This is a genomic window from Enterobacter sp. WCHEn090032, assembly GCF_003986875.1.
Taxonomy (GTDB): Bacteria; Pseudomonadota; Gammaproteobacteria; order Enterobacterales; family Enterobacteriaceae; genus Enterobacter; species Enterobacter sichuanensis.
Genome location: NZ_RXRN01000012.1, coordinates 37510 through 60203 on the forward strand (window position 1 = coordinate 37510; position 22694 = coordinate 60203).

The 22694-nt window shown below is 55.7% G+C and carries 24 protein-coding genes and 2 tRNA genes; 12 read left to right on the forward strand and 14 right to left on the reverse strand.

Annotation, left to right across the window (positions count from 1 at the left end; genetic code table 11):
- Positions 1-60 precede the first annotated feature (60 nt).
- Entirely contained in the window at positions 61-1074 is a 1014-nt protein-coding gene (locus EKN83_RS12100; protein WP_126801003.1) for a L,D-transpeptidase family protein, read from the forward strand.
- Positions 1075-1134: 60 nt separating this feature from the next.
- On the opposite strand, the gene lpp is transcribed toward EKN83_RS12100, so the two are convergent.
- The 4 genes from lpp to EKN83_RS12120 form a co-directional block, all read right to left on the reverse strand.
- Positions 1135-1371 carry a murein lipoprotein Lpp gene (gene lpp / locus EKN83_RS12105; protein WP_001082307.1) on the reverse strand — a complete coding sequence of 79 codons (237 nt, stop codon included), beginning with the start codon at positions 1369-1371 and terminating at the stop codon, positions 1135-1137.
- 309 nt (positions 1372-1680) lie between these two features.
- Positions 1681-3093 carry a pyruvate kinase PykF gene (pykF, locus tag EKN83_RS12110; protein WP_045284943.1) on the reverse strand — a complete coding sequence of 471 codons (1413 nt, stop codon included), beginning with the start codon at positions 3091-3093 and terminating at the stop codon, positions 1681-1683.
- Positions 3094-3470: 377 nt separating this feature from the next.
- Complete coding sequence (locus EKN83_RS12115; protein ID WP_126801064.1) at positions 3471-4616, reverse strand: trans-sulfuration enzyme family protein; 1146 nt, start codon at positions 4614-4616, stop codon at positions 3471-3473.
- A gap of 11 nt (positions 4617-4627) precedes the next feature.
- Complete coding sequence (locus tag EKN83_RS12120; RefSeq protein WP_025758307.1) at positions 4628-5998, reverse strand: pyridoxal-phosphate dependent enzyme; 1371 nt, start codon at positions 5996-5998, stop codon at positions 4628-4630.
- Positions 5999-6398: 400 nt separating this feature from the next.
- On the opposite strand from EKN83_RS12120, the gene EKN83_RS12125 reads away from it, so the two are divergent.
- From EKN83_RS12125 to fumD, 4 genes are all read left to right on the forward strand, one after another.
- Positions 6399-7421: a methionine ABC transporter ATP-binding protein gene (locus EKN83_RS12125; protein WP_045284941.1), complete on the forward strand. Its 1023-nt coding sequence runs from the start codon at positions 6399-6401 to the stop codon at positions 7419-7421.
- Positions 7414-8082, forward strand: a complete 669-nt coding sequence (locus EKN83_RS12130) for a methionine ABC transporter permease (protein ID WP_025758308.1) — start codon at positions 7414-7416, stop codon at positions 8080-8082. The genes EKN83_RS12125 and EKN83_RS12130 overlap by 8 nt, the downstream gene beginning before the upstream one ends.
- Positions 8083-8105: 23 nt before the next feature.
- Positions 8106-8918, forward strand: a complete 813-nt coding sequence (locus EKN83_RS12135) for a MetQ/NlpA family ABC transporter substrate-binding protein (RefSeq protein WP_025758309.1) — start codon at positions 8106-8108, stop codon at positions 8916-8918.
- A gap of 110 nt (positions 8919-9028) precedes the next feature.
- On the forward strand, positions 9029-9238 hold the full coding sequence (gene fumD, locus EKN83_RS12140; protein WP_003857676.1) for a fumarate hydratase FumD: 210 nt from the start codon (positions 9029-9031) through the stop codon (positions 9236-9238).
- Here fumD and EKN83_RS12145 read toward each other — a convergent pair.
- From EKN83_RS12145 to EKN83_RS12160, 4 genes are read right to left on the reverse strand one after another with little or no spacing between them, the layout of a single operon-like run.
- Positions 9219-9905 carry an amino acid ABC transporter permease gene (locus EKN83_RS12145; RefSeq protein ID WP_126801004.1) on the reverse strand — a complete coding sequence of 229 codons (687 nt, stop codon included), beginning with the start codon at positions 9903-9905 and terminating at the stop codon, positions 9219-9221. The genes fumD and EKN83_RS12145 overlap by 20 nt on opposite strands.
- Positions 9889-10665, reverse strand: a complete 777-nt coding sequence (locus EKN83_RS12150; RefSeq protein WP_088244179.1) for an amino acid ABC transporter permease — start codon at positions 10663-10665, stop codon at positions 9889-9891. Before EKN83_RS12150 ends, EKN83_RS12145 begins: the two co-directional genes overlap by 17 nt.
- On the reverse strand, positions 10665-11480 hold the full coding sequence (locus EKN83_RS12155; protein WP_025758312.1) for an amino acid ABC transporter ATP-binding protein: 816 nt from the start codon (positions 11478-11480) through the stop codon (positions 10665-10667). The genes EKN83_RS12150 and EKN83_RS12155 overlap by 1 nt, the downstream gene beginning before the upstream one ends.
- Position 11481: 1 nt before the next feature.
- Positions 11482-12312, reverse strand: coding sequence for an ABC transporter substrate-binding protein (locus tag EKN83_RS12160; protein WP_126801065.1), 831 nt, complete (start codon positions 12310-12312; stop codon positions 11482-11484).
- A 243-nt stretch (positions 12313-12555) separates the two neighbouring features.
- On the opposite strand from EKN83_RS12160, the gene EKN83_RS23350 reads away from it, so the two are divergent.
- The 4 genes from EKN83_RS23350 (at position 12556) to EKN83_RS12175 (ending at position 15332) form a co-directional block, all read left to right on the forward strand.
- Positions 12556-12723, forward strand: a complete 168-nt coding sequence (locus EKN83_RS23350) for a hypothetical protein (RefSeq protein ID WP_014831607.1) — start codon at positions 12556-12558, stop codon at positions 12721-12723.
- Positions 12724-12830: 107 nt separating this feature from the next.
- Complete coding sequence (locus EKN83_RS12165) at positions 12831-14156, forward strand: sensor histidine kinase (RefSeq protein WP_126801005.1); 1326 nt, start codon at positions 12831-12833, stop codon at positions 14154-14156.
- Positions 14149-14760, forward strand: coding sequence for a response regulator transcription factor (locus EKN83_RS12170; RefSeq protein ID WP_045284934.1), 612 nt, complete (start codon positions 14149-14151; stop codon positions 14758-14760). The genes EKN83_RS12165 and EKN83_RS12170 overlap by 8 nt, the downstream gene beginning before the upstream one ends.
- Positions 14761-14849: 89 nt before the next feature.
- Positions 14850-15332, forward strand: coding sequence for a GlcG/HbpS family heme-binding protein (locus tag EKN83_RS12175; RefSeq protein ID WP_126801006.1), 483 nt, complete (start codon positions 14850-14852; stop codon positions 15330-15332).
- A 30-nt stretch (positions 15333-15362) separates the two neighbouring features.
- On the opposite strand, the gene EKN83_RS12180 is transcribed toward EKN83_RS12175, so the two are convergent.
- On the reverse strand, positions 15363-15503 hold the full coding sequence (locus EKN83_RS12180) for a hypothetical protein (RefSeq protein ID WP_003857665.1): 141 nt from the start codon (positions 15501-15503) through the stop codon (positions 15363-15365).
- A 125-nt stretch (positions 15504-15628) separates the two neighbouring features.
- Here EKN83_RS12180 and EKN83_RS12185 point away from each other — a divergent pair, with 125 nt between their 5' ends.
- Both EKN83_RS12185 and EKN83_RS12190 read left to right on the forward strand, forming a co-directional pair.
- Complete coding sequence (locus EKN83_RS12185) at positions 15629-16411, forward strand: MBL fold metallo-hydrolase (protein ID WP_126801007.1); 783 nt, start codon at positions 15629-15631, stop codon at positions 16409-16411.
- 72 nt (positions 16412-16483) lie between these two features.
- Entirely contained in the window at positions 16484-17119 is a 636-nt protein-coding gene (locus tag EKN83_RS12190) for a carbonic anhydrase (RefSeq protein WP_025758321.1), read from the forward strand.
- Positions 17120-17147: 28 nt separating this feature from the next.
- Here the strand turns inward: EKN83_RS12190 and EKN83_RS12195 are convergent, their stop codons facing one another.
- The 4 genes from EKN83_RS12195 to mdtK all read right to left on the reverse strand — a co-directional run bounded on the left by EKN83_RS12195 (position 17148) and on the right by mdtK (position 20544).
- On the reverse strand, positions 17148-18743 hold the full coding sequence (locus EKN83_RS12195; protein WP_126801008.1) for an FAD-NAD(P)-binding protein: 1596 nt from the start codon (positions 18741-18743) through the stop codon (positions 17148-17150).
- A gap of 116 nt (positions 18744-18859) precedes the next feature.
- Positions 18860-18936, reverse strand: a tRNA-Val gene (locus EKN83_RS12200).
- Between the two features lie 4 nt (positions 18937-18940).
- Positions 18941-19017, reverse strand: a tRNA-Val gene (locus EKN83_RS12205).
- A 153-nt stretch (positions 19018-19170) separates the two neighbouring features.
- A complete protein-coding gene (gene mdtK / locus EKN83_RS12210; RefSeq protein WP_095449768.1) occupies positions 19171-20544 on the reverse strand; it encodes an MdtK family multidrug efflux MATE transporter in 1374 nt (457 codons plus the stop codon).
- 226 nt (positions 20545-20770) lie between these two features.
- On the opposite strand from mdtK, the gene EKN83_RS12215 reads away from it, so the two are divergent.
- Positions 20771-21412, forward strand: coding sequence for a riboflavin synthase (locus EKN83_RS12215; RefSeq protein WP_025758324.1), 642 nt, complete (start codon positions 20771-20773; stop codon positions 21410-21412).
- Positions 21413-21443: 31 nt separating this feature from the next.
- Here the strand turns inward: EKN83_RS12215 and cfa are convergent, their stop codons facing one another.
- Positions 21444-22592, reverse strand: coding sequence for a cyclopropane fatty acyl phospholipid synthase (gene cfa, locus EKN83_RS12220; RefSeq protein ID WP_047958380.1), 1149 nt, complete (start codon positions 22590-22592; stop codon positions 21444-21446).
- Positions 22593-22694: the final 102 nt, after the last annotated feature.

A 22694-nucleotide genomic window follows, 5' to 3' on the forward strand; every position in this document is an offset into this window, starting at 1 on the left:
TTCCCGCCTCGCTGGTTTTTCAGCTTTCTGGCATCCTGCCAGTGAATAAGGAATCTCAGCATGAAGCGCGCGTCTCTCATAACTCTATTACTTATCAGTTCGCTCGGTGCCCTTCATTCGGCCCGCGCGACGGACTATCCGTTGCCGCCCGCAGGCAGCCGCCTGATTGGGCAAAATCAAACCTACACGATACAGGAAGGGGATAATAAACTGCAGACCATCGCCCGCCGGTTTAATACTGCGGCGCAGGTGCTGCTGGAGACGAACAATACTATTGCGCCGGTCAACCCTGCGCCGGGCACTGTCATCACCATTCCGACGCAGATGCTGCTGCCGGACACGCCGCGCGAGGGAATTGTAGTGAACCTTGCCGAGCTTCGCCTGTATTACTTCCCGCCGGGGGAAAATATTGTTCAGGTCTTCCCGCTCGGTATCGGGCAGTTGGGGCTGGAAACCCCGGTCACCACTACGCGGGTGAGTCAGAAAATCCCTAACCCCACCTGGACGCCCACGCCGGGGATCAGAGCCCGCTCGCTGGAGCAGGGCATTAAATTGCCTCCTGTGGTCCCTGCCGGGCCAAATAACCCCCTGGGGCGCTACGCACTGCGTTTAGGCGTGGGTAATGGGGAATATCTCATTCACGGCACCAGCGCGCCGGACAGCGTCGGCCTGCGGGTCAGTTCCGGCTGTATGCGGATGAATGCTCCGGATATTAAAGCCCTGTTCGAACAGGTGCGGGTGGGCACGCGGGTACAGATTATCAATGAACCCGTGAAGTTCTCCGTTGAGCCAGATGGTAAACGCTATATTGAAGTTCACCGTCCGCTGGCGCAGGTGGAGGGGGAAAACCCGCAGGTCTCGCCAATTAGCCATTCCGCCGACTTTGCAACCTTTGTGTCTCAGGCGGGAAGTGATAAAGCGCTCATTGATAAAGCCCTGTCACGTCGTGCCGGGATCCCGGTTGTGGTCTCCGCTGGTAGCGGCCCGTCTGCCAGTAATAACGTGTTGTCGGTACAGAACAGTCGTGTGTCTGCTGCGGTTGCGGAAGATGAAGGGGAGAAGGTGACGCAGTAGTGGTTTGACGCAGGCAAAAAAAATGGCGCACAATGTGCGCCATTTTATTAACAGGTACTATTACTTACGGTATTTAGTAGCCTGGTTGTCCAGACGCTGGTTAGCGCGAGCTGCGTCGTCTTTAGCAGCCTGAACGTCGGAACGCATTGCGTTCACGTCGTTGCTCAGCTGGTCAACTTTAGCGTTCAGAGTCTGAACGTCAGAAGACAGCTGATCGATTTTAGCGTTGCTGGAGCAACCAGCCAGCAGAGTAGAACCCAGGATTACCGCGCCCAGTACCAGTTTAGTACGATTCATTATTAATACCCTCTAGATTGAGTTAATCTCCATGTAGCGTTACAAGTATTACACAAACTTTTTTGGGTTGAGAATATTTTTTTGATGGGAATACACCTATTTTTGATCGTTCGCTCAAAGAAGCACCGAATCAGCCCTTTTCGGGCAAAAATCTAAGGAAAAAAAGGCATTTATCATCGGATTCATCTTAGATATTTCGCAATTAAATAGAAAAACCCGATTTGCAATTTGAATGAGTTTGGCTAATGCCGGGAATAAAAAAAGCGCCCAATGGGCGCTTTTTATCCAAATTAATTCGTTCGGGAATTATTACAGCACGTGAACAGATGCGGTATTGGTGGTTCCGCTTGGTACCAGGGCACCAGAAACCATTACCACAACGTCGCCTTTCTGAGCCAGACCGCTTTCCAGAGCCAGTGCTTTACCCTGAATGTAGAAATCGTCAGTAGAGGCGATCTCTTTAACCAGGTGCGCAACTACGCCTTTGCTCAGCACCAGCTGACGAGCGGTGGTTTCGTTGGTGGTCAGGGCCAGGATGGTCGCATCCGGGAAGTATTTACGCACGGCGCGCGCAGATTTACCGCCCTGAGTCGCGACCACGATCAGTGGCGCTTCCAGTTTCTCAGCAGTTTCTACCGCTCCGCGGCATACTGCTTCGGTGATACGCAGCTTGCGGCTGTCGTTGTTAAAGTCCAGACGGCTGGTCATCACGCGGTCAGTACGTTCGCAGATGGTCGCCATGATGCCGACCGCTTCCAGCGGGTATTTCCCTTTCGCGGATTCACCGGACAGCATCACCGCATCGGTACCGTCGAGGATGGCGTTTGCCACGTCGCCTGCTTCAGCGCGGGTTGGGCGTGGGTTTTTGATCATGGAGTCCAGCATCTGCGTTGCGGTGATAACCACTTTACGCGCGCGAACACACTTCTCGATCATCATCTTCTGCGCGAAGATCACTTCTTCAACCGGGATTTCAACGCCCAGGTCGCCACGTGCAACCATGATGCCGTCAGACGCTTCGAGGATTTCGTCGAAGTTGTTCAGGCCTTCCTGGTTTTCAATTTTGGAGATGATCTGGATCTTCTCGCCGCCGTGCGCTTTCAGATGCTCACGGATTTCAACCACGTCGGAACGTTTACGGATGAAGGAGGCGGCAACGAAGTCAACGCCTTGCTCGCAGCCGAAGATCAGGTCCTGCTTGTCTTTTTCAGCCAGCGCTGGCAGCGCGATGGAGACGCCTGGCAGGTTAACGCCTTTGTTCTCACCCAGGTCGCCGTTGTTCAGCACTTTACAGATAACTTTGTTGCCTTCGATAGCGGTGACTTCCATCCCGATCAGACCATCGTCGACCAGTACGGTGTTACCGACGGACAGGTCGCTGGTGAAGCCTTCGTAGGTCACTGCAACGATTTCGCTGTTACCGACCACAGACTTGTCAGTGGTGAAGGTGAAGGTCTGGCCCGCTTTCAGAGAGACGTCATTACCGCCTTCCAGTTTGATGGTACGGATTTCAGGACCTTTGGTATCCAGCAGGATGGCGGCTTTTTTACCGGTCTTGCTCATCACGTTGCGCAAGTTCTGGATGCGCTGGCCGTGCTCAGCGTAATCACCGTGGGAGAAGTTCAGACGCATCACGTTCATGCCGGCGTCCAGCATTTTGCTCAGCATCTCTTCAGATTCGGTTTTCGGGCCGATAGTACAAACAATTTTCGTCTTTTTCATGACAGTCTTAGTCTTTAAGTTGGGAAGGATATGGAAATCTCGCTCCGGGGGCGCACCGCCGCGGAGTCAAACCTGTGTTGCAAAAGAGTATATGACACGCACTAAGGATAGGAGACATCAAATGAGCGTGCAGAAGAAAGTGTGCCTGAGTGACAGCCCAACGAAGGAGAGGAGAAGTTGTACGTTGTTTTTTGTATTCCAAGCGCTGAAACCATTCACCAGGGGCCAGGCGCGCATTATACGCTGATTTTAAGATAAAAGGAAAATGGAAACGGTGTTTCAGAAATAATCTGTGCAGTTTCACATAATATTGTTATCAAGGCGTTAAGCCATGATGACAACTTATGGCGGCAGGTGATTGACCTGCCGCAATTTGCTTATTTTGTCAGCGCCTGACTGAGGTCGGCAATCAGATCTTTAGGATCTTCAATCCCTACCGACAGGCGGATCAGCTGCGGCACAATGCCATTTGCCAGCCGTTGCTCAAGGGGAATTGAAGCGTGGGTCATGCTGTAAGGCTGGCTCACCAGACTCTCCACGCCGCCGAGGCTTTCCGCGAGGGTGAACAACTTCAGGCTGCGGATAACCTCCGTTGCGCGTTGCGCATCGCCTTTTACCACCACAGAAATCATCCCACCCGGCAGGGCCATTTGCGTGCGGGCGAGGCGATACTGCGGGTGGGACTCCAGCCCTGGATAGAACACGTTTTCCACCAGAGGATGTTGCTCCAGCCATTGCGCAATCGCCAGCGCGTTGGTGCTGTGCTTTTCCACCCTCAGCGCAAGCGTGCGAATGCCGCGCAGCGTCAGGAAACTGCTGAACGGATCCAGAACACCACCCACCGCGTTCTGCAGATAGCCGAGTTTGTCCGCCAGCGCCGGGTTATCACCCACTACCGCCAGCCCGGCAACGACGTCGGAGTGGCCATTAAGGTATTTGGTGGCGGAGTGCACCACGATATCGAAGCCCGACTCAAGAGGGCGATGGATCACCGGTGACGCGAAGGTGTTGTCCGCCACGCTGATGACGTTATGACGACGGGCAATCGCCGCGATGGCCGCCAGGTCCGCCAGCTTCAGTAGCGGATTGGTTGGGGTCTCAACCCAGACCATCCGCGTCTCCGGGCGAATGGCGGCCTCAAGCCCGGCCAGGTCGTCCGGTTTAACCCAGCTGACCTGCAGACCGGTGCTGCGTTTGCGCACGTTCTCGATCAGACGATATGTCCCGCCGTAAACGTCATCGATGGCAACGATATGGCTGTCTTTATCCAGCAGTTCGAGCACGGTGGAGATCGCCGCGAGACCGGAGGCAAACGCGTAGCCGCGCGTGCCGCCTTCCAGTTCGGCGATGGCGGTCTCCAGCGCATGGCGGGTAGGGTTGCCGCTGCGCGAATATTCATAGCCGGTATGTTCCCCGGGTGCGGGTTGCGCAAACGTCGAGGTGGCGTAAATCGGCGGCATCACTGCCCCGTGCTGATCGTTGAACTCACCGCTGTGTACGCTCAGGGTTGCCAGGTTCTTCATCATCTCTTCCTTTATTGCTGTAGACGGTTGCGCCATGCGGTCAGCACGTCGCTGCGCGTAATCAGACCGAGAAAACGGTCGTTGTCATTAATCACGGCCACCAGACCGCGGTCGAAGATGGCGTGCAGGGCGCTCTCCGGAGCATGTTTATCCAGGAACTCCACCTGACGCGTCATGGCCGCCGTCACCGGAAGCGCGAAGCGATCGCCGTCGCCGCCGATATGCCGCAGCAGATCCCATTCGTCGATAATGCCCACCACCTTGCCGTTCTCCAGCACCGGCAGCTGGGAGATGTCATACAGACGCATGCGCGCCAGGACGGTGGAGAGCGTGTCATCCGGGGCGGCGGTGACGGTGGCACCTTCATCGTGGCGCAGGGCGATGTAGTCAGAGAGATCGCCAGCCTGAGGGCGGGTAAGCAGCCCCTGCTGGCGCATCCAGTCGTCGTTGAACATCTTCGAGAGATATTTATTGCCGCTGTCGCAGGCGAAGGTCACCACGCGTTTCGGCGTGGTCTGCGCCTGGCAATACTTCAGCGCGGCCGCCAGCAGCGTGCCGCTGGAGGAGCCCGCCAGAATCCCTTCTGTTTTCAGCAGCTCGCGCGCGGTGGCGAATGCTTCGCGGTCGGTGATGCGCCAGGCGCGATTCACGCCTTCAATGTGGGCCAGCGGAGGAATAAAGTCTTCACCGATCCCCTCAACCAGCCATGAGCCTGCATCGTGGTAACGTCCGGTTTCGACCTGATCGGCGAGAACGGAACCGGCCGGATCTGCCAGAACAAATTCCGTGTGCGGAGAGTGTTCGGCGAACCACGCCTGCAGACCGCCCAGGGTACCACCTGAACCGACCCCGACCACGATAGCGTCGATGTTACCGTCAAGCTGCTCATACAGTTCCGGTGCCGTGGTGGTGCGGTGTGCCAGCGGGTTGGCGGTGTTATTGAACTGGTCGATGTAAAACGCACCGGGCAGCTCACTGGCCAGACGCTGGGCGTAATCCTGGTAATAGGCCGGATGGCCCTTATTGACGTCGGAGCGGGTCAGCACCACCTGGGCACCCAGCGCGCGCAGGTGGAAAATCTTCTCGCGGCTCATTTTGTCCGGCACCACCAGGATCAGCGAGTAGCCCTTCTGGGCGGCGATCAGCGCCAGGCCCAGTCCGGTATTCCCGGCTGTGGCTTCAATAATCGTGCCGCCCGGTTGCAGTTTACCGGTGCGCTCCGCTTCGTTGATCATCGACAGCGCCACGCGGTCTTTAATGGAGCCGCCCGGGTTCTGGTTTTCGAGCTTCAGAAACAGCGAGCAGGGACCGGTATCGAGCTTGTGCAGCTGGATGAGCGGGGTACGTCCAATCAGTTCGGTGACGGAGTGGTAAATCGTCATGATGTTTTCCTTTCTGGAGGTCATGACGGGATGATAGGGCGGCGAAATTTTCGCAAGAAAGAACCATTCACTGCCTTTTAGAACAGAAAGGAATATATATGACGTTTTTGGATGTCAGGACAGCAAGACGTAAAGTTGTCTGGATGTGAGGATGGCTATATCGACATAAAATGCTGAAAAAATGAGCGTTTTTGCCGGGTGTCCGCCAGCAGATATGCATCAGGCAGATAATCATTGCTGAAATTGGTCTAAATGCTTCCTACCCGGTAAATCCGCTATTTATTCCCCAAAGTTATAACACATTCTTTTTTGTTCATTTAAAAGCTGATAACGCCTGTTTACTATCGTTTGGACATCCATACTGCTAAACCGCCACGAGCGGCACGGATAATAAATAAGAATGATCGTTCTCAGCAATATTTCGAAGGTTTTTGACAACGGAAAGGTGGCGCTCACTGCCGTTGATAATGTCAATTTGACGATAGCACAGGGGCAGATATACGGGATCATCGGTTACAGCGGAGCAGGTAAAAGCACGCTTATCCGCCTGCTGAATGGTCTGGAAAAACCGAGCAGCGGCAGCGTAACCATCAACGGGCAGAACATTTCTGCCGCAAAAGGTGAAGCACTGCGCCAGGCGCGTCTGAAGATCAGCATGGTGTTTCAGCACTTCAACCTGCTGTGGTCACGTACGGTGAGCGAGAATATTGCGTTCTCGATGCAAATTGCCGGCGTACCGAAAGCCGACATTAAGGCCCGCGTGGCCGAGCTTATTGAGCTCGTTGGCCTGAAAGGCCGCGAGCATGCGTACCCGTCACAGTTGAGCGGTGGGCAAAAGCAGCGCGTGGGCATTGCGCGTGCGCTGGCTAATCGCCCGGATGTGCTGCTCTGCGATGAAGCCACGTCCGCACTCGACCCGCAAACCACCGATCAGATCCTCGATCTGCTGCTGGATATCAACCGTCGCTTCCAGCTGACCATTGTGCTGATCACCCACGAGATGCATGTGGTACGCAAAATCTGCGACCGCGTGGCGGTGATGGAGAACGGTAAAGTGGTGGAAGAGGGAGACGTGCTGAGCGTCTTTACCCATCCGCAGCAGCCGATTACGCAGCAGTTTGTCCGTCAGGTGAGCCAGTACGCTGAGGAAGAAACCTTCAATACCGAACTGGCAAACGATCTGGAAGGGACGGTGATCAGGCTGACCTTTACCGGGCACAGCACGCATAAACCGATCGTCGGTGAACTGACCCTGCGCTACGGTCTGCCGTTTAACATCCTGCACGGCAAAATGACGCAAACCGCCCACGGCGTGTTTGGCCAGCTCTGGGTGCACGTGGTGGCATCTGATGAACAACTGAACAATATCCTCGCCGACCTGCAGCACAGCGATATTGAAGGTGAGGTAATTAAACATGGCTGAAAATCTCTTTCCGCATCTTAAGTGGGATCAGCTCTGGGCGGCGACGCTGGAGACCTTGTACATGACGGCGCTTTCCGGCGTGGCGACCTTCGTTCTGGGCATCGTCCTCGGTCTGGCGCTGTTTTTAACCGCGCGCGGCGGGTTGTTCCACAACCGCACGGTCTACAGCGCCATTTCCATTGTGGTGAACGTGTTCCGCTCGATTCCGTTCATCATTCTGATTGTGCTGCTGATCCCGTTCACCAAGACCGTTGTGGGCACCATTCTTGGCGCCAACGCGGCGCTGCCGGCGCTGATTGTGGGCGCGGCACCCTTCTACGCACGCCTGGTGGAGATCGCCCTGCGTGAGGTGGATAAAGGCGTCATCGAAGCCACACGCTCGATGGGCGCTCGACTGAGCACGTTAGTGTTTCGGGTTTTACTGCCGGAATCATCACCTGCACTGGTATCGGGTATTACGGTAACGCTCATTGCGCTGGTGAGTTACAGCGCCATGGCGGGGGTGATTGGCGCCGGCGGGTTGGGAAATCTGGCTTATCTGGAAGGATTCCAGCGCAACCATGGTGACGTCACGCTGGTGGCAACGGTGACCATTCTGATCATCGTTTTCATTATCCAGTTCTGCGGCGACGCCATTACTTCTCTGTTAGATAAACGCTAATAAATACACACAGGAACCACATCATGAAAAAGACACTGACACTGATCGCCGCTGCAACCCTGAGTGCCCTGAGCTTTGCCTCCTGGGCCGACACCCTGACCGTGGGCGCATCCAACACGCCGCACGCCGAAATTCTGGAGCAGGCAAAGCCGATTCTGGCGAAACAGGGTATCGACCTGGAGATCAAACCGTTCCAGGACTACATTCTGCCGAATACCGCGCTGGCCGGTCATGACATCGACGCCAACTATTTCCAGCACATCCCTTACCTGAACAGCGTGCTGAAAGATCATGCGGGCGATAAGGATTATGATTTTGTCAGTGCGGGGGCGATCCACATCGAACCTATCGGCATCTACTCCAAAAAATACAAGTCGCTGAAAGACCTGCCGGAAGGGGGCAAGATCATCATGCGTGACGCGGTTTCTGAAGAGGGCCGCATTCTTTCCATCTTCGAGAAAGAGGGCGTGATCAAGCTGAAGCCGGGCATCGACAAAGTGACCGCGCGCATCAGTGACATCGTGGAGAACCCGAAAAAGCTGCAGTTCACGCCTAACGTTGAAGCCTCTCTGCTGCCGCAGATGTACAACAACAACGAAGGCGATGCGGTGGTAATTAACGCCAACTACGCGATCGACGCCGGTCTGGATCCGGTCCATGACCCGATTGCGGTAGAGAGCGGTGAAAACAACCCGTACGCCAACATCATCACTGTTCATCGCGGTGACGAGAAGAAGAAAGATATCGTCGCGCTGGTGAACGTGCTGCACTCGAAAGAGATTCAGGACTGGATCCGCACCAAATACAAAGGCGCGGTTATTCCTGTTAACAACTAATTGACTGATTTTACAGATGAAGCCCGGCGAGTCTCTCGCCGGGCTTCTTTTTTGTATCCGGCAGGAGAATCATTTAAGCTCAACGTTTAACAGGCAATGGAGTGATGACGATGGGTAACGTGACCAAAGATGAAGCGCTGTACCAGGAGATGTGCCGGGTGGTCGGCAAGGTGGTGCTTGAGATGCGTGATTTAGGGCAGGAGCCAAAGCATATAGTCATTGCCGGGGTACTGCGTACCGCGCTGGCGAACCAGCGCGTGAAACGCAGTGAATTGACAACCAAAGCGATGGAAACAGTGGTTAAAGCGCTGGCCGGGTAATGCGCCAGCGCTTCGCAAGCTGCTCAAGCGAGCAGCAGAGCAGGTAATAGACCACGCCCGTAAAGATAAAAATGGCCGCCGGGTAAATCTGCACCCGGTTGTTGACCTGTCCCGCTACCGTGGTCAGTTCCGGTACGTTCACGATAAACGCCAGCGACGTATCCTTCAGCAGGCTGATAAAAATCCCCACCAGCGACGGCAGAATGTTCCTCAGCGCCTGGGGCAGCAGCACGCGCCACAGGATTTGCCGGGTGTTGAACCCCTGAGCGAGTGCAGCCTCGTACTGCCCGGACGGTAAGGCGTTCAGCCCGGCCAGCACCGAGTGCATCACGGTTGCCGCGGTAAACCAGGCCAGCGCCAGCGTGACGGTCAGCGCGCCCGGCAGATCGCCTCCGGTGATGAGCGGCAGCAAATACCACATCCAGAAAATCACGAAGATGAGCGGGATCCCGCGAATCAGCTCTGCCCACAAGAAGAGGGCTTTTCGCACAAGCCCGGTAAAGCGCCAGGCCAGGCACGCGAGTGCCACCCCGCCGGGCAGGGCGATGACCGCTGCCCCCACCGCCATCATTACCGAGAGCAATACGCCACCCGGTTCACCGGTTGCCGCGCGTCCCCACAGCAGATAATCGAGGTTATCGGTAATGACATTAAGTCCGGCAATCATGTTTTTCACTCCCTGTGGTGACGACAAGCGGGCGTTTACGCTTCGCGTGAGGTCCAATGCGAACCAGCACCATCCCCATCACCAGGCCGGTCAGGAGGTAGAGCGCGGTGCCGAAGGTAAATGCCTCAAGCGCGTGCGCGTTATAGCTTTCAATCTGCCTGACCTGATAGGTCAGTTCAGCAAAGCCGATTCCGCTGGCGAGCGAGGAGAGCTTCATCAGATTCAGATACTGCCCCACCACGGGCTGCCAGGCGTTGGCCAGCCCCTGCGGCAGCAGGATGTAGCGAAATAAGCGCCACGTGGAGAACCCCTGGGCGAGGGCCGCCTCCCGCTGTCCGGCCGGAACAGAGCGCAGCCCCGATTCCACTTCTTCGATTAAAAACGCCGAGGTAAATACCCCCAATCCCCAGGCCGAACAGAGAAACTCGGGCGTAAACCACCAGACGTCGCCGGGCAGCATTGACCAGCGGTGATCCGCATTAACCGCATCCCTGAAGAGCTGCGGTAACCCGTTCCAGGCGGCAAAATACCAGAACAGCAGTTGCACCAGCAGCGGTGTATTGCGAAACAGCGAGACCCAGCTACTGACAATCGCCTTCCCGATGCGTCCGCCGGAAAGGCGCAGCAGCATAAACAGCACCGCGAGCAGGCTGGCCAGCAGGATGCCCGCAAGCGTTACCCAGAGCGTGGTGAGAAACCCGGAGAGGATCCACTGCAGAGGCTGTCCGGTCAGTACCCCCTGCCAGTCGAGCGCGGGCATTACAGGTGCTCCTGATGCAGCGGGTTGAGCACTTTTTGCAGGAACCGCTGTGCGCGGGGATGCGACGGCTGACTGAAAAATTGTGCCGGTGGCGCGATTTCCAGAATGTGCCCCCCGTCGATAAAGACAACCCGGTCAGCAATTTCCCGGGCAAACTGCATCTCGTGGGTCACCACAATCATCGTGATCCCGCTGTGGGCCAGCGCTTTCATCACAAACAGCACTTCGCCAATCATTTCCGGATCGAGCGCAGACGTGGGCTCGTCGAACAGAATGATTTGCGGCGATGAGGCCAGAGCGCGGGCAATCGCCACGCGCTGCTGCTGTCCACCGGAAAGCTCGGCCGGGAAATGGTGGGCTTTTTCCAGCATCCCGACCTTCTCCAGCAGAGCCAGCGCGCGCTCCTGGGCCGGTTGCGGCTTCCAGCCGTGGACGTGCTCCAGCGCGAGCGTGATGTTCTGGCTGGCGGTGAGGTGGGCATAAAGATTGAACTGCTGGAACACAAACCCCACGCGGCTTCGTAGCTGACGCAGCCCGGTACCGGAAAGCGTGGCGGTCGGCTTGTTGTCGACCAGAATCTCCCCGCCGCTCAGGGTTTCAAGCTGGTTGATAAGCCGAATCAGAGTGGATTTGCCGGAGCCCGAAGGGCCGAGGATGGCGACCACTTCACCGGGCGTGATGGTGAGATTAATGTCGTTCAGAACCTGATGGTCACCGTAGCGTTTGTCCACGTGGCGAAACTCGACGCTGGCCTGTTCCAGATGTGAAAAATCCGCGGCACCGGCCGCGGAGTGTGAAAATAAACCTGAGAGCATATTACTTAGCTTCTATTTTAAAGGCGCGAGGCTGTGGAGCTGGAGTGTCGGGACCAAACCAGACATCATAGATTTTTGCCGCCTGGCCAGTTTTTTCAAGATTGACCAGCTCATCGTTAACTGCTTTCAGCAGCGCCGTTTCACCTTTCTTCACCCCAACGCCAATCTCTTCTTTGCTGAGCAGGTCAGGCAGAATTTTGAAGTTCGCTTTGTCCGGCGCCTGCGCCAGCAGGCCGGCCAGAATGGTGCTGTCCTGGGTAATCGCCTGTACGTTGCCGTTGCGCAGTGCCGTCAACGCCAGCGGAATATCGTCATAGGAGAGCACGCGGGACTGCGGGAAACGCTGGTGCAGCGCCTGCTCGCCGGTGGTGCCTTTTACCGCACCAATGCGTGCATGGCTATACGCATCCAGCTTATCGGCGGATTTGGCCGGGACCAGGAACTGTTGCCCGGTGACAAAATAGGGTGTTGAGAAATCGATCACCTGCGCACGTTCCGGGGTGATGGTGATATCCGCGACAATTAAATCGGCTTTACCGGACTGAAGCAGGGGAATGCGGTTTGCCGGGTTGGTGGCTACCAGTTCCAGCTTCACGCCGAGTGATTTTGCCAGCGCTCTGGCGAAGTCCACGTCGTAACCCACGATCTCGTGCGTTTTGGCATCAATCGAGCCAAACGGCGGGTTGGCGTCAAACGTGGCCACTTTTACCACGCCTGCGGCCTTTATATCCGCCAGCTGATCGGCCTGCGCCTGCACTGAAAGCAAGCTCCCGGCCGCCAGCAATCCCAGAACCAGTGTCCGTTTTGTAAACCCTTTCATGTTTGCTGCCATAGTCATACGTCATCCCGTTGTTTTTGTTTTCCCTCGCTACGCTCCCATAAGCGAAAGCTATCGCCAAATAAGAAATCGTTCTTTGCTTTTAGCAAAAAAGCATTAGTGAACAGTGTGTTAATGAAGCGTGAAAAGCACGGGGCGCTATTTGCAGATCCTGCACATCGACAGTGGATTTTGATATTTCCCCTGCACGCAGTTTGGGTTTTAACTGAGGACAGGTTAAGCGAGAGGGGATTGACGATGAAAAAGTGGATAAGCACGTTACGGCGGTTTTTTGCGACCCGACCAGTGAATGCGGAGAACAGCGCGCAACGTGTTCTTGAGTCGATACTGCCTGTCGCCAGCCTGTATGGCGTGGACGTCGCTAACATTGATCCGGAGTGGTTCCATGATAAAACGTCACGCTGAACTGCGCCGCACGCGCGAAATGTACTGGAATGAGCTGTGCCTGATTTTGTTCTGATAACGGATAACTGTTAATGTTGACAGATGGTTAAGTCTGCTCAGTTAACGGAATGAAGAACCCTTTTTTCAAGCGCAGTATTATTGTCTGGACGATAGTCTGCCTCATCAGCGGCATCCTGCTCTATGCCGAACAGATCCGCCGCCAGTTCTGGGAGCGCGATCGCGAGTTCGCGGCTCTCTTCGCGGAATTAAGCGCGGTACTGACGCAAAATGAATCCGTATTGCCGCTTCTGAACGGCGATGAAGATATTGCCGCCCTGCGCAGAAAATTCCCCCAACTGCTTGCCCTGGAAAAGACCTCCGGACGCGCCCTTGATGCGCCACGGGTTGAACCTGCCCACGAGATGCAGTACTGGCTTTACAATCCCTGGCGTCAGATCCGCGTGCGGGTGGATCTCGGGCCGATTCTGAATGCCCATCATCCCTTTACGCATCTCGGGATCCGTTTTATGCCAAACGGCGACGAACCGACGTCTGACGCCTTCTGGCACTGGCAGCGCACCTTCCCGCAGCATACTCAACCTTTTACGCTGGAGGCCGATTCCCGCCCGGACTGGCTCGGCGTCAATGGGGTGCTGTACCCCATCCTGTTTATCGGGTGGGGGATAGTGATTGCGCTGGCGAGCGTGGTGCTCTGGCAGCGCAAAGCGCGCAAAGAGGCCGAGCAAAGGGCGCTCTACTACCAGCACGCCAGGCTCAATACCCTGGGGGAGATCACCGCAGGTATTGTCCATGAGATTAACCAGCCGTTAACCGCTGCGCAGACGTGGATCCAGGGAGCGCAGCGTCAGCTGCAGCAGGAAAACGGGCCAGCGGTGTCGCAGGCGCTGGCGGCGGCGCTGACGCAAATGCAGCGTATTAGCGCCTTGCTGACGCGTTTTCGCGAGCACGTGGTGCAGGAGAAAGTCACCCTGCGGGAAACCGACCTGGCGCAGTGCTGGCAGCAGGTGGTGAATTTGCTTGAGCATGAGCGCAGGGCCGAACATATCATGGTCACGCATGCGTTTGCCCCCGGAGCCACGACGGTGCTGGCAGACCGTCTCTGGCTTGAGCAGGTCCTGCATAATTTGCTCAGCAATGCGATTCAGGCCCAGCAGGCATCGGTAGCCGGTTGGGTAAAGCTTGAAAGTCAGAAAAACGAGCATGGCGTTGTGATTACCGTGACTGACGGCGGCCCGGGCTTTAGTCCGGAGGCGTTACAACATGCCTTCATGCCGTTTTACAGCGGCAGAGAAGCGGGCATGGGGCTGGGGATGACCCTGACGGAATCATTGATGACGCGTATGAATGGATCGATTACGCTGGGTAATGCGCCGCAGGGCGGGGCGCAGATCCGACTACAACTGGCGCACGGAAAGGAGGCTATGGATGGATAATACAATCTGGCTGATTGATGACGATGAATCCATCAGGGAGTCGATGACGTTTTTACTTTCAGGCATGGGTTGGCCGGTCAGGGCATATGAAAGCGTCGATGCGTTTACCGCTGCCCATGCACGGGAGAAAGCGCTGGTGGGCTGTATGCTGCTGGATATGCGGATGCCCGGTAAAGGCGGTCTCACCTGGCTTGAGGAGGGCACATGGCCCTGGCCTCTGCTGCCGGTGATTATCATGACCGGCCACGGTACCGTTGACGCCTGCCGTCGGGCATTCCGTAACGGCGTGTTTGAGTTTTTCACCAAGCCGCTGGATGCCGACAAGCTTATCGAAACCGTGGGCCTGGCCTTTGAGGAGAGTCACCGCCGCTTTGCCGACTGGCAGGAAACCACCCGGATCGCGACGCGTTTCGCGCAGTTGACCGCGCGGGAACATGAAGTGCTGGGGGAGTTGATGAAAGGGCTCAGCAACAAAGAGGTGGCCGCCCGGCTGAACCTCTCACCGCGTACGGTAGAAGCGCACCGCGCGGCGGCGTTTACCAAGCTTGGCGTCAGCAGTCTGGTTCAGGCAATACGCGAATACGATAAATTGCAATCCGTATAACTACCAGGATGAGTGCGTAATCAACCGAATACCGTTTCATCGTGCGGCTGGGTAACCTTTGGGTGTCTCTTAACACGCGAGGAAGTGCGATGAAAAAAATGATGATGGCTGCGGCACTGGTGGCTGGTAGCGTAAGTCTGGCGGCGCAGGCCGAAACCTTAAACCAGAAGAATCTCTCACTGGCGCAGGCTAATGCGTTGGCAACGTCCGCCATTCAGGCCTGTACGGAAAAAAATTACCAGGTGACCGTTACCGTGGTTGACCGCGCGGGCGTCGTGAAAGCGGTACAGCGCACGGACAATGCCGGTCCACATACGGTAAAAGCCAGCGAAATGAAAGCCTGGACGGCGCTCAGCGCAAAGAATGCGTCCGGCAAGGTGATGGAAGCGGCGCAGAGCAACGCGGGTGCGCAAAACATGCGTGATATTCCGGGCTTCCTGCTGCTGGCGGGTGGCCTGCCGGTGAAAGAGGGCGATGAGGTGATCGGGGCGATTGGTATCGGCGGTGCGCCGGGCGGTCATCTTGATGAAGCCTGCGCGCAGGCAGCCATTGACGGGCTGAAAAAGTCATAAAAAAAGCACCGGCTTGCCGGTGCTTTTTACTTAGATCTTGCAGGCGTCGCCGCAGTCGTCGTCGGCGACAATCGCCTGCGCTTTTTTATCTGCGTCGTCCAGACGTTCCGCATTACGCTCTTCGGCTTCATCCAGACCGTTAAAAACTAAGTTATCGAGATCAATTTCCATGTGGCACCTGCTATGTTCAGTTTTTGATACTGGCAGAGTATAGGGCAAAAAACGCCAGCAATGTACCTCGCAGCACATAACGATAATCCCTGCCATACTCAGTGCTTTATCGCTGAGGAGCGCACATGATTACACTTTGTAAAACCTGCGGAACCGCCTATGATACACAGCCGGAAAGATGCCTGATTTGCGAGGATGAACGCCAGTACGTGCCTGCTGCGGGCCAGGCATGGATCGATTTCGACACCGTAACCGCCACGCATACCAACAAATGGCAGCAGCTGGAGCCGCGGTTGTTCGGCATCAAAACGGTCCCCGCCTTTGCTATCAACCAGCGAGCCCTGCTCCTGCGAACGCCTCACGGTAATATCCTCTGGGACTGCATTGCCAACCTCGACTCCGCCACCCGAACGCTCATCACCGCGCTTGGCGGCATCAGCGCGATGGCGATTTCACATCCGCACTATTACACCACCATGCAGGAGTGGGCTGCGGCGTTTGATGCGCCGTTGTATCTGCACGCCAGCGACAGAGAGTGGGTCATGCGTGGCAGCCCGGCCATTCATTTCTGGGAAGGCGATGCGCTGGAGATTTTCCCGTCTGTCACCCTGCTGCGTCTGGGCGGGCATTTTGCGGGGGGCACGGTGCTGCACTGGCAGGAGGGGGACGGGGTGCTGCTGGTGGGGGACATCCTGCAGGTCACGCCGGGTAAAGACGCCGTCTCGTTTATGTGGAGCTATCCTAACTATCTCCCGCTGCCGGCCCGTACCGTAGAGTCAGTCGTGAATCATCTCGAAGGCAAAAAATTTGCACGCCTGTATGGCGCCTTCGAGGGGCAGAACATCCTGGCCCGCGCGGACGCCATTGTGCAGCGGTCGGGCCAGAAATATATTGCTTGTCTGAAGTAAACCACGATGGGTACACTTTACGAGTGTGATCGCGATCATACCTAAACTAAAACAGATAAAAGAGACATTGCTATGCAACATATCATTGAAGGTTTTCTCAGCTTTCAAAAAGAGATTTTCCCGCAACGTAAAGAACTCTTCCGCAGTTTAGCGTCCAGCCAGAATCCCAAAGCGCTGTTCATCTCATGCTCCGACAGCCGTCTGGTCCCAGAACTGGTCACCCAGCAAGAGCCGGGACAACTCTTTGTCATTCGTAATGCTGGCAATATTGTGCCACCGTTTGGCCCCGAGCCTGGCGGTGTGTCTGCAACCATCGAATACGCGGTTGTGGCGCTGGGCGTCACGGATATCGTCATTTGTGGTCACTCTAACTGTGGCGCGATGAAGGCGATCGCCGATAACGCAAACCTGGAGCCGATGCCAGCGGTGTCACACTGGCTGCGCTATTCCGACGCGGCAAAAGCGGTGGTTGAGAAGAAAACCTGGGATAAGCCGATCGATAAAGTTAACGCGATGGTGCAGGAGAACGTGTTTGCGCAGCTGAGCAACATTAAGACCCATCCGTCCGTTGCGGTGGGCCTGCGTAATAACTCCATCCGTCTGCACGGCTGGGTGTACGACATTGAAAGCGGCGAAATTCTTGCCCTGGATAAAGGGACGAAAACCTTCGTTTCGCTGTCTGAAAACCCAGAAGTCTTCTTCGAGTAATCATCCACAGCAGGGCAAGGATGCCCTGTCAGCTCTCACAGTACGGTAATCTCCGCCGCAATCCTGACGCGGGCTTCTCTGCCGCTTTCGCCATCGCCTCCGCAATCTCAGCACACTCTGCCAGTCCCTGAACGAAGGGATGATCGTGCATTAGCCACGGTATCGCGCCGAAAGCGATTTTCCCGCGCACCGAGTCAGGCGCTTTCAGGGTGTAATCTTCGCCAATATCGGGTATCTCATCGCCCGTTGCCTGCAGCTGTTTGCGCAGCGTCGGGAAGGGCAGGTCTTTCGTTTTAAGCGGCTTTTGTCCGCGTGCGTCAATAAACACGTCGAAACGATACACGCGCTCTTGTGTGGTGATCACCGTCTGGTCGCTGCCTGCGTCAAGGGTGTAGTCGTCGCCGAGCGCTGCCACGCTAATGATGCCCGCCTCGCGCAGCGCAAGCAGCCGGCGAATAGACTGCGGAGGGATGGCGGCATAGTTGTCGATAAACACCCGGGCCAGCCCCGCTTTGAAGCGCTGAGTGTCCTGCTCATTAAGGTGGGGGACAATCTCCTGAACCACCTCATGCAGCCGAAGGACGGTATAGCGCCAGGCCACGGTGCGCCGTTCACGTTTGTTGCGCTCAACCTCGTTGAGATTCTCTTCCGCCCAGGTAAAGGGGTCGTGCCGTTTTCGATCCTCAAACCAGGCATCACGAATGCTGTCCGCATCTAGCTTATGCAGCGACATTTTCTCGCACCACGCCGGATCGGCGAGCTCCAGCTCGTTGACCATCAGCGCAAAGATGCGGTCAAGCAGGCCATCCGGCCCTTTGCCGATCTCGGTTTCAACCCTGAATTCGGTCAATACCGACAGCGGCTCGTAAGGAATAGGGCAGTAAAAATCTGCTTCCGGCAGAATGCCCGTCCGGGACATCAGGACGATGTTTAATGCTTCACTGCCTTGATCCAGCACGAATTTATCGTCGCGAAACGCGCCATGCTGCATCACCACCGCCATGGCCGCATCAAGGCCGCTTAACGATGTTCCCATGATGCCGACGCGGCACGGTGGAATGCTGGCGTCCATCAGACCGGACCACGGACTTGGGAAGAATGCGCGCGTGGCCTCGTCCTCGTCCGGCCAGACGTGACCGGTGGCGATCACCGCGAGATCGAAGCGTTCGGGAAACGCCTTATCGTTAACGCAAAGCGTGACGCCAGTCGTCGAGGGAATAACGTCGGTCACCTGGGAAGATTCATGGATATCCACCTGGAACCCCAGTTTTGTAGCCTCATTAACGATTGTTCGAAAGCTGTCGCGAAAGTACTCCCCCAGCAGGATCCGCGGCAGAAACTGCCGGTCATGCAACCGGGCTTTATCCACCTTAAAGCGCGCCAGATGGTCGTCGCGCTGCTCCTTAAGCCAGTCGAGGTAGGTCATAAACAGTGGGGGGATCTCAATGCTCGCGATGTTTGCCAGCATCAGACGCGAGTTATCGTCGTCGTTATAGGGCATCCCTACGCCCGCTTCATCAGCCTGTTCAAAGACCGAGACCGAAAGCGGCTGCGGGTTTTTAAGAAGTGCGTAAAAGGTATAAATCCCTGTAGGGCCGGAACCGATAATGGCGATTTTTTTCATCGACGGTTTTCCTCTTTTTTCCATAAGAAAAGCGTAGCAGGAGAACAGTGATGAAAATAAGGGATTAGGAAAATTCAGGGTATCAGAAGAGGATTTGCACCATTTCAGGACTGAAATGGTGCGTCCGAGTGGACTCGAACCACCGACCCCCACCATGTCAAGGTGGTGCTCTAACCAACTGAGCTACGGACGCAGAATGGTGCGTTCAATTGGACTCGAACCAACGACCCCCACCATGTCAAGGTGGTGCTCTAACCAACTGAGCTATGAACGCAACGTGTTGTCGGTGACAACGGGGACGAATATTAGCGGCACAGCACCAATGAGGCAAGAGGGAAAATGCATTTTTCTCTCTGATTTCACGCGATTGCTTCATTACCGCGCAAAGTGAAGAGAAAGTAGCCGCCAGCAGGCGGCTACTGCGTATTTAACGTGCAGCGCGTTGCAAAATGATGGTGGATGGCTGGCGCTGCAGGAAGCGCATCCGCATCATCATCATGACAGCCGCCGACGTCAGGCCGATGATAAAGCCCATCCAGAACCCTGCAGGCCCCATACGTTCCACAACCAGATCGGTCAGGGCCAGGATATATCCACATGGCAGACCTAACACCCAGTAGGCGATGAAGGTGATAAAGAAGATCGAACGCGTGTCTTTATACCCACGCAGCACGCCGCTGCCAATCACCTGGATGGAGTCAGAGATCTGGTATATCGCCGCCAGCAGCATCAGGTGTGATGCCAGAGCGACCACTTCCGGATTGTCGTTATAGAGCAGGGCAATCTGCTCCCGCAGTGCAACGGTGAAGAGCGCCGTACAGATCGCCATGCAGATACCGACACCAAGCCCGGTGCGCGCGGCCGTTTGCGCATCCAGCGTCGAGCCCTGACCCAGCCGGAAGCCCACGCGGATCGTCACGGCTGCCGCCAGCGACATCGGCAGAACGAACATCAGGGAACTGAAGTTCAGCGCAATCTGGTGCCCGGCCACGTTCACGATGCCCAGCGGGGAGACCAGCAGGGCGACCACGGCAAACAGGGTAACCTCAAAGAACAGTGCCAGGGCAATCGGTAACCCTAACTGCACCAGACGCGTCATGATGCCCCAGTCTGGGGTGCTAAACCGGTTCTCGTTACGAATATCGCGCATTGAGCGGGCGCGTTTTACAAAGGTGAGCATCGACAAGAACATCACCCAGTAAACGGCAGCTGTTGCCACGCCGCAGCCAACGCCGCCCAACTCCGGCATCCCGAAATGACCATAAATAAAGACATAGTTAACCGGAATATTGACCAGCAACCCAATAAAGCCCATCACCATGCCGGGTTTGGTTTTCGCCAGACCTTCACACTGGTTACGCGCTACCTGGAAAAAGAGGTAGCCTGGCGTGCCCCAGAGCAGGGCGCGCAGATAGCCTACGGCTTTATCAGCCAGTGCCGGGTCAATGTTATGCATCGCGCGGATGATATGGCCCGCGTTCCAGAGCACGACCATAATCAGCACCGAGACAAACCCTGCCAGCCAGAAGCCCTGGCGGACCTGATGTGCAATGCGTTCGCGACGGCCCGAGCCATTGAGCTGAGCGATAACCGGCGTGAGTGCGAGCAGCAGACCGTGGCCGAACAGGATGGCCGGGAGCCAGATTGACGTGCCGATGGCAACGGCCGCCATATCGGTGGCGCTGTAGCCACCTGCCATTACCGTATCCACAAATCCCATTGCGGTCTGGGCCACTTGCGCGATGATCACTGGTATAGCCAGTGCCAATAACTGGCGCGCTTCATTCATGTACTTCTGCACGTGAACACCTTTATTTTGTAGTTATTTGAGAGACTAAAAAAGCCGCCGAAACGGGCAGCAAGAAGAAAATGCAGGGGGGTGCCAGCTATTGTAGCGGGCTTTAGCTATTTATCTAGTGAAAAAATCGCCAGAAAATGCGCTCCGCTGGCAACCTGTTTTTCCAACTGTTATTGTGGTGGGATTAAAACGGTGTCACCACCGTCCGGAAAAAACAGGAGTTGTAAGCATGTTTACTGGTATTGTGCAGGGCATCGCCAAAGTGGTGTCCATTGATGAAAAACCGAATTTCCGTACTCATGTTGTTGAGCTGCCGGAATATATGCTTGAGGGCATCGAAACCGGCGCCTCGATTGCCCATAACGGCTGTTGTCTGACCGTTACCGAAATTAACGGCAACCAGATTAGCTTTGATTTAATGAAAGAGACGCTGCGCATCACCAACCTGGGCGAACTGGTGGTGGGAGATACCGTCAACGTTGAGCGGGCGGCGAAGTTCAGCGATGAGATTGGCGGCCATCTGATGTCGGGACACATCATGACCACCGCTGAAGTGGCGAAAATCGTGACCTCGGAAAATAACCGTCAAATCTGGTTTAAAATGCAGGATCCGTCATTAATGAAATACATCCTCTATAAAGGATTTATTGGCATTGATGGGATTAGTCTGACGGTGGGGGAAGTGACGCCAACGCGTTTTTGCGTGCATTTAATTCCTGAAACGCTGCAGCGCACCACGCTGGGGGCGAAAAAGCTGGGACAGCGCGTGAATATTGAAATCGATCCGCAAACCCAGGCGGTGGTCGATACGGTTGAGCGTGTACTGGCGGCAAAAGAAGCCGCAATAATAAAGGCGGCAGAAGAAGAATAAAAAATAACCCCGGCTGTCCGGGGTTATTTTTTTAGCGTGCGACACGTAATCCGTGTTCAATGCCACGGCTGAAAACAACCTGCCAGAGCTGAATATCCCGTGCGCGAAACGCGCCCGCGCAGGCATTCAGATAATAGCTAAACATCCGTTTGAATCGTTCAGAATAGTTGTCCGCAATCTCCGGCCACGCTTGCTGGAAACGTTCATGCCACGCCATCAACGTGGTGTCGTAATCCGCGCCAAAGTTGTGCCAGTCTTCCATCACGAAATGGGATTCACTGGCGTTGGCAATCTGGCGAACGGAGGGTAAACAGCCATTCGGAAAGATGTACTTGTTGATCCACGGGTCGACGTTATTGTCGGTCCGCTTAGAGCCGATGGTATGCAGCAGGAAGAGTCCGTCCGGTCGTAAATTACGGTCCACCACCTCAAAGTAGGTGTCGTAGTTTTTCGGTCCTACGTGCTCGAACATGCCCACGGAGACGATCCGGTCAAATTGTTCGTTCAGGTCACGGTAATCCTGCAGGCGGATATCCACATCGAGACCCTGACAGCGTTCCCGGGCCATTTTTTGCTGCTCGGCCGAAATCGTCACGCCCACCACGCTGACGCCATAGTGCTTCGCCATAAACCAGGCCAGCCCACCCCAGCCGCAGCCGATATCCAGTACACGCATACCGGGCTGTAACTGAAGCTTCTCGCTGATCAGACGCAGCTTGGCCTGCTGAGCCTCTTCAAGCGTCGTTGCCTCTTTCCAGTAGGCGCAGGAGTATTGCATGAAAGGGTCCAGCATACGGCTGAACAGATCGTTGCCCAGATCGTAATGCTCTTTGCCGACGATCCATGCGCGTTTTTTACTTTGCAGATTAAACAGTCGGGCAGAGGCAACACGCAGAGTGTCTTTGAGATTGCGGGGAAGTTGATTTTCCAGACCGGCGCGCAACACGCTGGCGAAAAAGATATCCAGCCGTTCACACTCCCACCAGCCGTCCATATAGCTTTCTCCCAGCCCTAACGATCCCTCGCGCAATACGCGTTTAAAAAAGTCGGGATGTTTGACCTGGGGATCGGATGGCGAAGATCCGTTAATAGTGATGCCTGCACGACCCAACAGTTCACTGACGATCCGGGACCAGTTGTCGTCCGGAACGCTGACTTCTTCTATACACGATGAACTCATAGCTTCTCCATCACCCTGATGTGATCAGAACCTTCAAACAGCGTAGACGCTTTTTTTGGTTTGTGAGAAATCTCACGGTAAATACCGCGAGGCTAGTATCCG

What these genes read in the sequence shown, in the direction of transcription:
- EKN83_RS12100 (WP_126801003.1), top strand. Translation starts at nt 61, where the DNA reads ATGAAGCGCGCGTCTCTCATAACTCTATTACTTATCAGTTCGCTCGGT.
- lpp (WP_001082307.1), bottom strand. Translation starts at nt 1,371, where the DNA reads ATGAATCGTACTAAACTGGTACTGGGCGCGGTAATCCTGGGTTCTACT.
- pykF (WP_045284943.1), bottom strand. Translation starts at nt 3,093, where the DNA reads ATGAAAAAGACGAAAATTGTTTGTACTATCGGCCCGAAAACCGAATCT.
- EKN83_RS12115 (WP_126801064.1), bottom strand. Translation starts at nt 4,616, where the DNA reads ATGAAGAACCTGGCAACCCTGAGCGTACACAGCGGTGAGTTCAACGAT.
- EKN83_RS12120 (WP_025758307.1), bottom strand. Translation starts at nt 5,998, where the DNA reads ATGACGATTTACCACTCCGTCACCGAACTGATTGGACGTACCCCGCTC.
- EKN83_RS12125 (WP_045284941.1), top strand. Translation starts at nt 6,399, where the DNA reads ATGATCGTTCTCAGCAATATTTCGAAGGTTTTTGACAACGGAAAGGTG.
- EKN83_RS12130 (WP_025758308.1), top strand. Translation starts at nt 7,414, where the DNA reads ATGGCTGAAAATCTCTTTCCGCATCTTAAGTGGGATCAGCTCTGGGCG.
- EKN83_RS12135 (WP_025758309.1), top strand. Translation starts at nt 8,106, where the DNA reads ATGAAAAAGACACTGACACTGATCGCCGCTGCAACCCTGAGTGCCCTG.
- fumD (WP_003857676.1), top strand. Translation starts at nt 9,029, where the DNA reads ATGGGTAACGTGACCAAAGATGAAGCGCTGTACCAGGAGATGTGCCGG.
- EKN83_RS12145 (WP_126801004.1), bottom strand. Translation starts at nt 9,905, where the DNA reads ATGATTGCCGGACTTAATGTCATTACCGATAACCTCGATTATCTGCTG.
- EKN83_RS12150 (WP_088244179.1), bottom strand. Translation starts at nt 10,665, where the DNA reads ATGCCCGCGCTCGACTGGCAGGGGGTACTGACCGGACAGCCTCTGCAG.
- EKN83_RS12155 (WP_025758312.1), bottom strand. Translation starts at nt 11,480, where the DNA reads ATGCTCTCAGGTTTATTTTCACACTCCGCGGCCGGTGCCGCGGATTTT.
- EKN83_RS12160 (WP_126801065.1), bottom strand. Translation starts at nt 12,312, where the DNA reads ATGGCAGCAAACATGAAAGGGTTTACAAAACGGACACTGGTTCTGGGA.
- EKN83_RS23350 (WP_014831607.1), top strand. Translation starts at nt 12,556, where the DNA reads ATGAAAAAGTGGATAAGCACGTTACGGCGGTTTTTTGCGACCCGACCA.
- EKN83_RS12165 (WP_126801005.1), top strand. Translation starts at nt 12,831, where the DNA reads ATGAAGAACCCTTTTTTCAAGCGCAGTATTATTGTCTGGACGATAGTC.
- EKN83_RS12170 (WP_045284934.1), top strand. Translation starts at nt 14,149, where the DNA reads ATGGATAATACAATCTGGCTGATTGATGACGATGAATCCATCAGGGAG.
- EKN83_RS12175 (WP_126801006.1), top strand. Translation starts at nt 14,850, where the DNA reads ATGAAAAAAATGATGATGGCTGCGGCACTGGTGGCTGGTAGCGTAAGT.
- EKN83_RS12180 (WP_003857665.1), bottom strand. Translation starts at nt 15,503, where the DNA reads ATGGAAATTGATCTCGATAACTTAGTTTTTAACGGTCTGGATGAAGCC.
- EKN83_RS12185 (WP_126801007.1), top strand. Translation starts at nt 15,629, where the DNA reads ATGATTACACTTTGTAAAACCTGCGGAACCGCCTATGATACACAGCCG.
- EKN83_RS12190 (WP_025758321.1), top strand. Translation starts at nt 16,484, where the DNA reads ATGCAACATATCATTGAAGGTTTTCTCAGCTTTCAAAAAGAGATTTTC.
- EKN83_RS12195 (WP_126801008.1), bottom strand. Translation starts at nt 18,743, where the DNA reads ATGAAAAAAATCGCCATTATCGGTTCCGGCCCTACAGGGATTTATACC.
- EKN83_RS12215 (WP_025758324.1), top strand. Translation starts at nt 20,771, where the DNA reads ATGTTTACTGGTATTGTGCAGGGCATCGCCAAAGTGGTGTCCATTGAT.
- cfa (WP_047958380.1), bottom strand. Translation starts at nt 22,592, where the DNA reads ATGAGTTCATCGTGTATAGAAGAAGTCAGCGTTCCGGACGACAACTGG.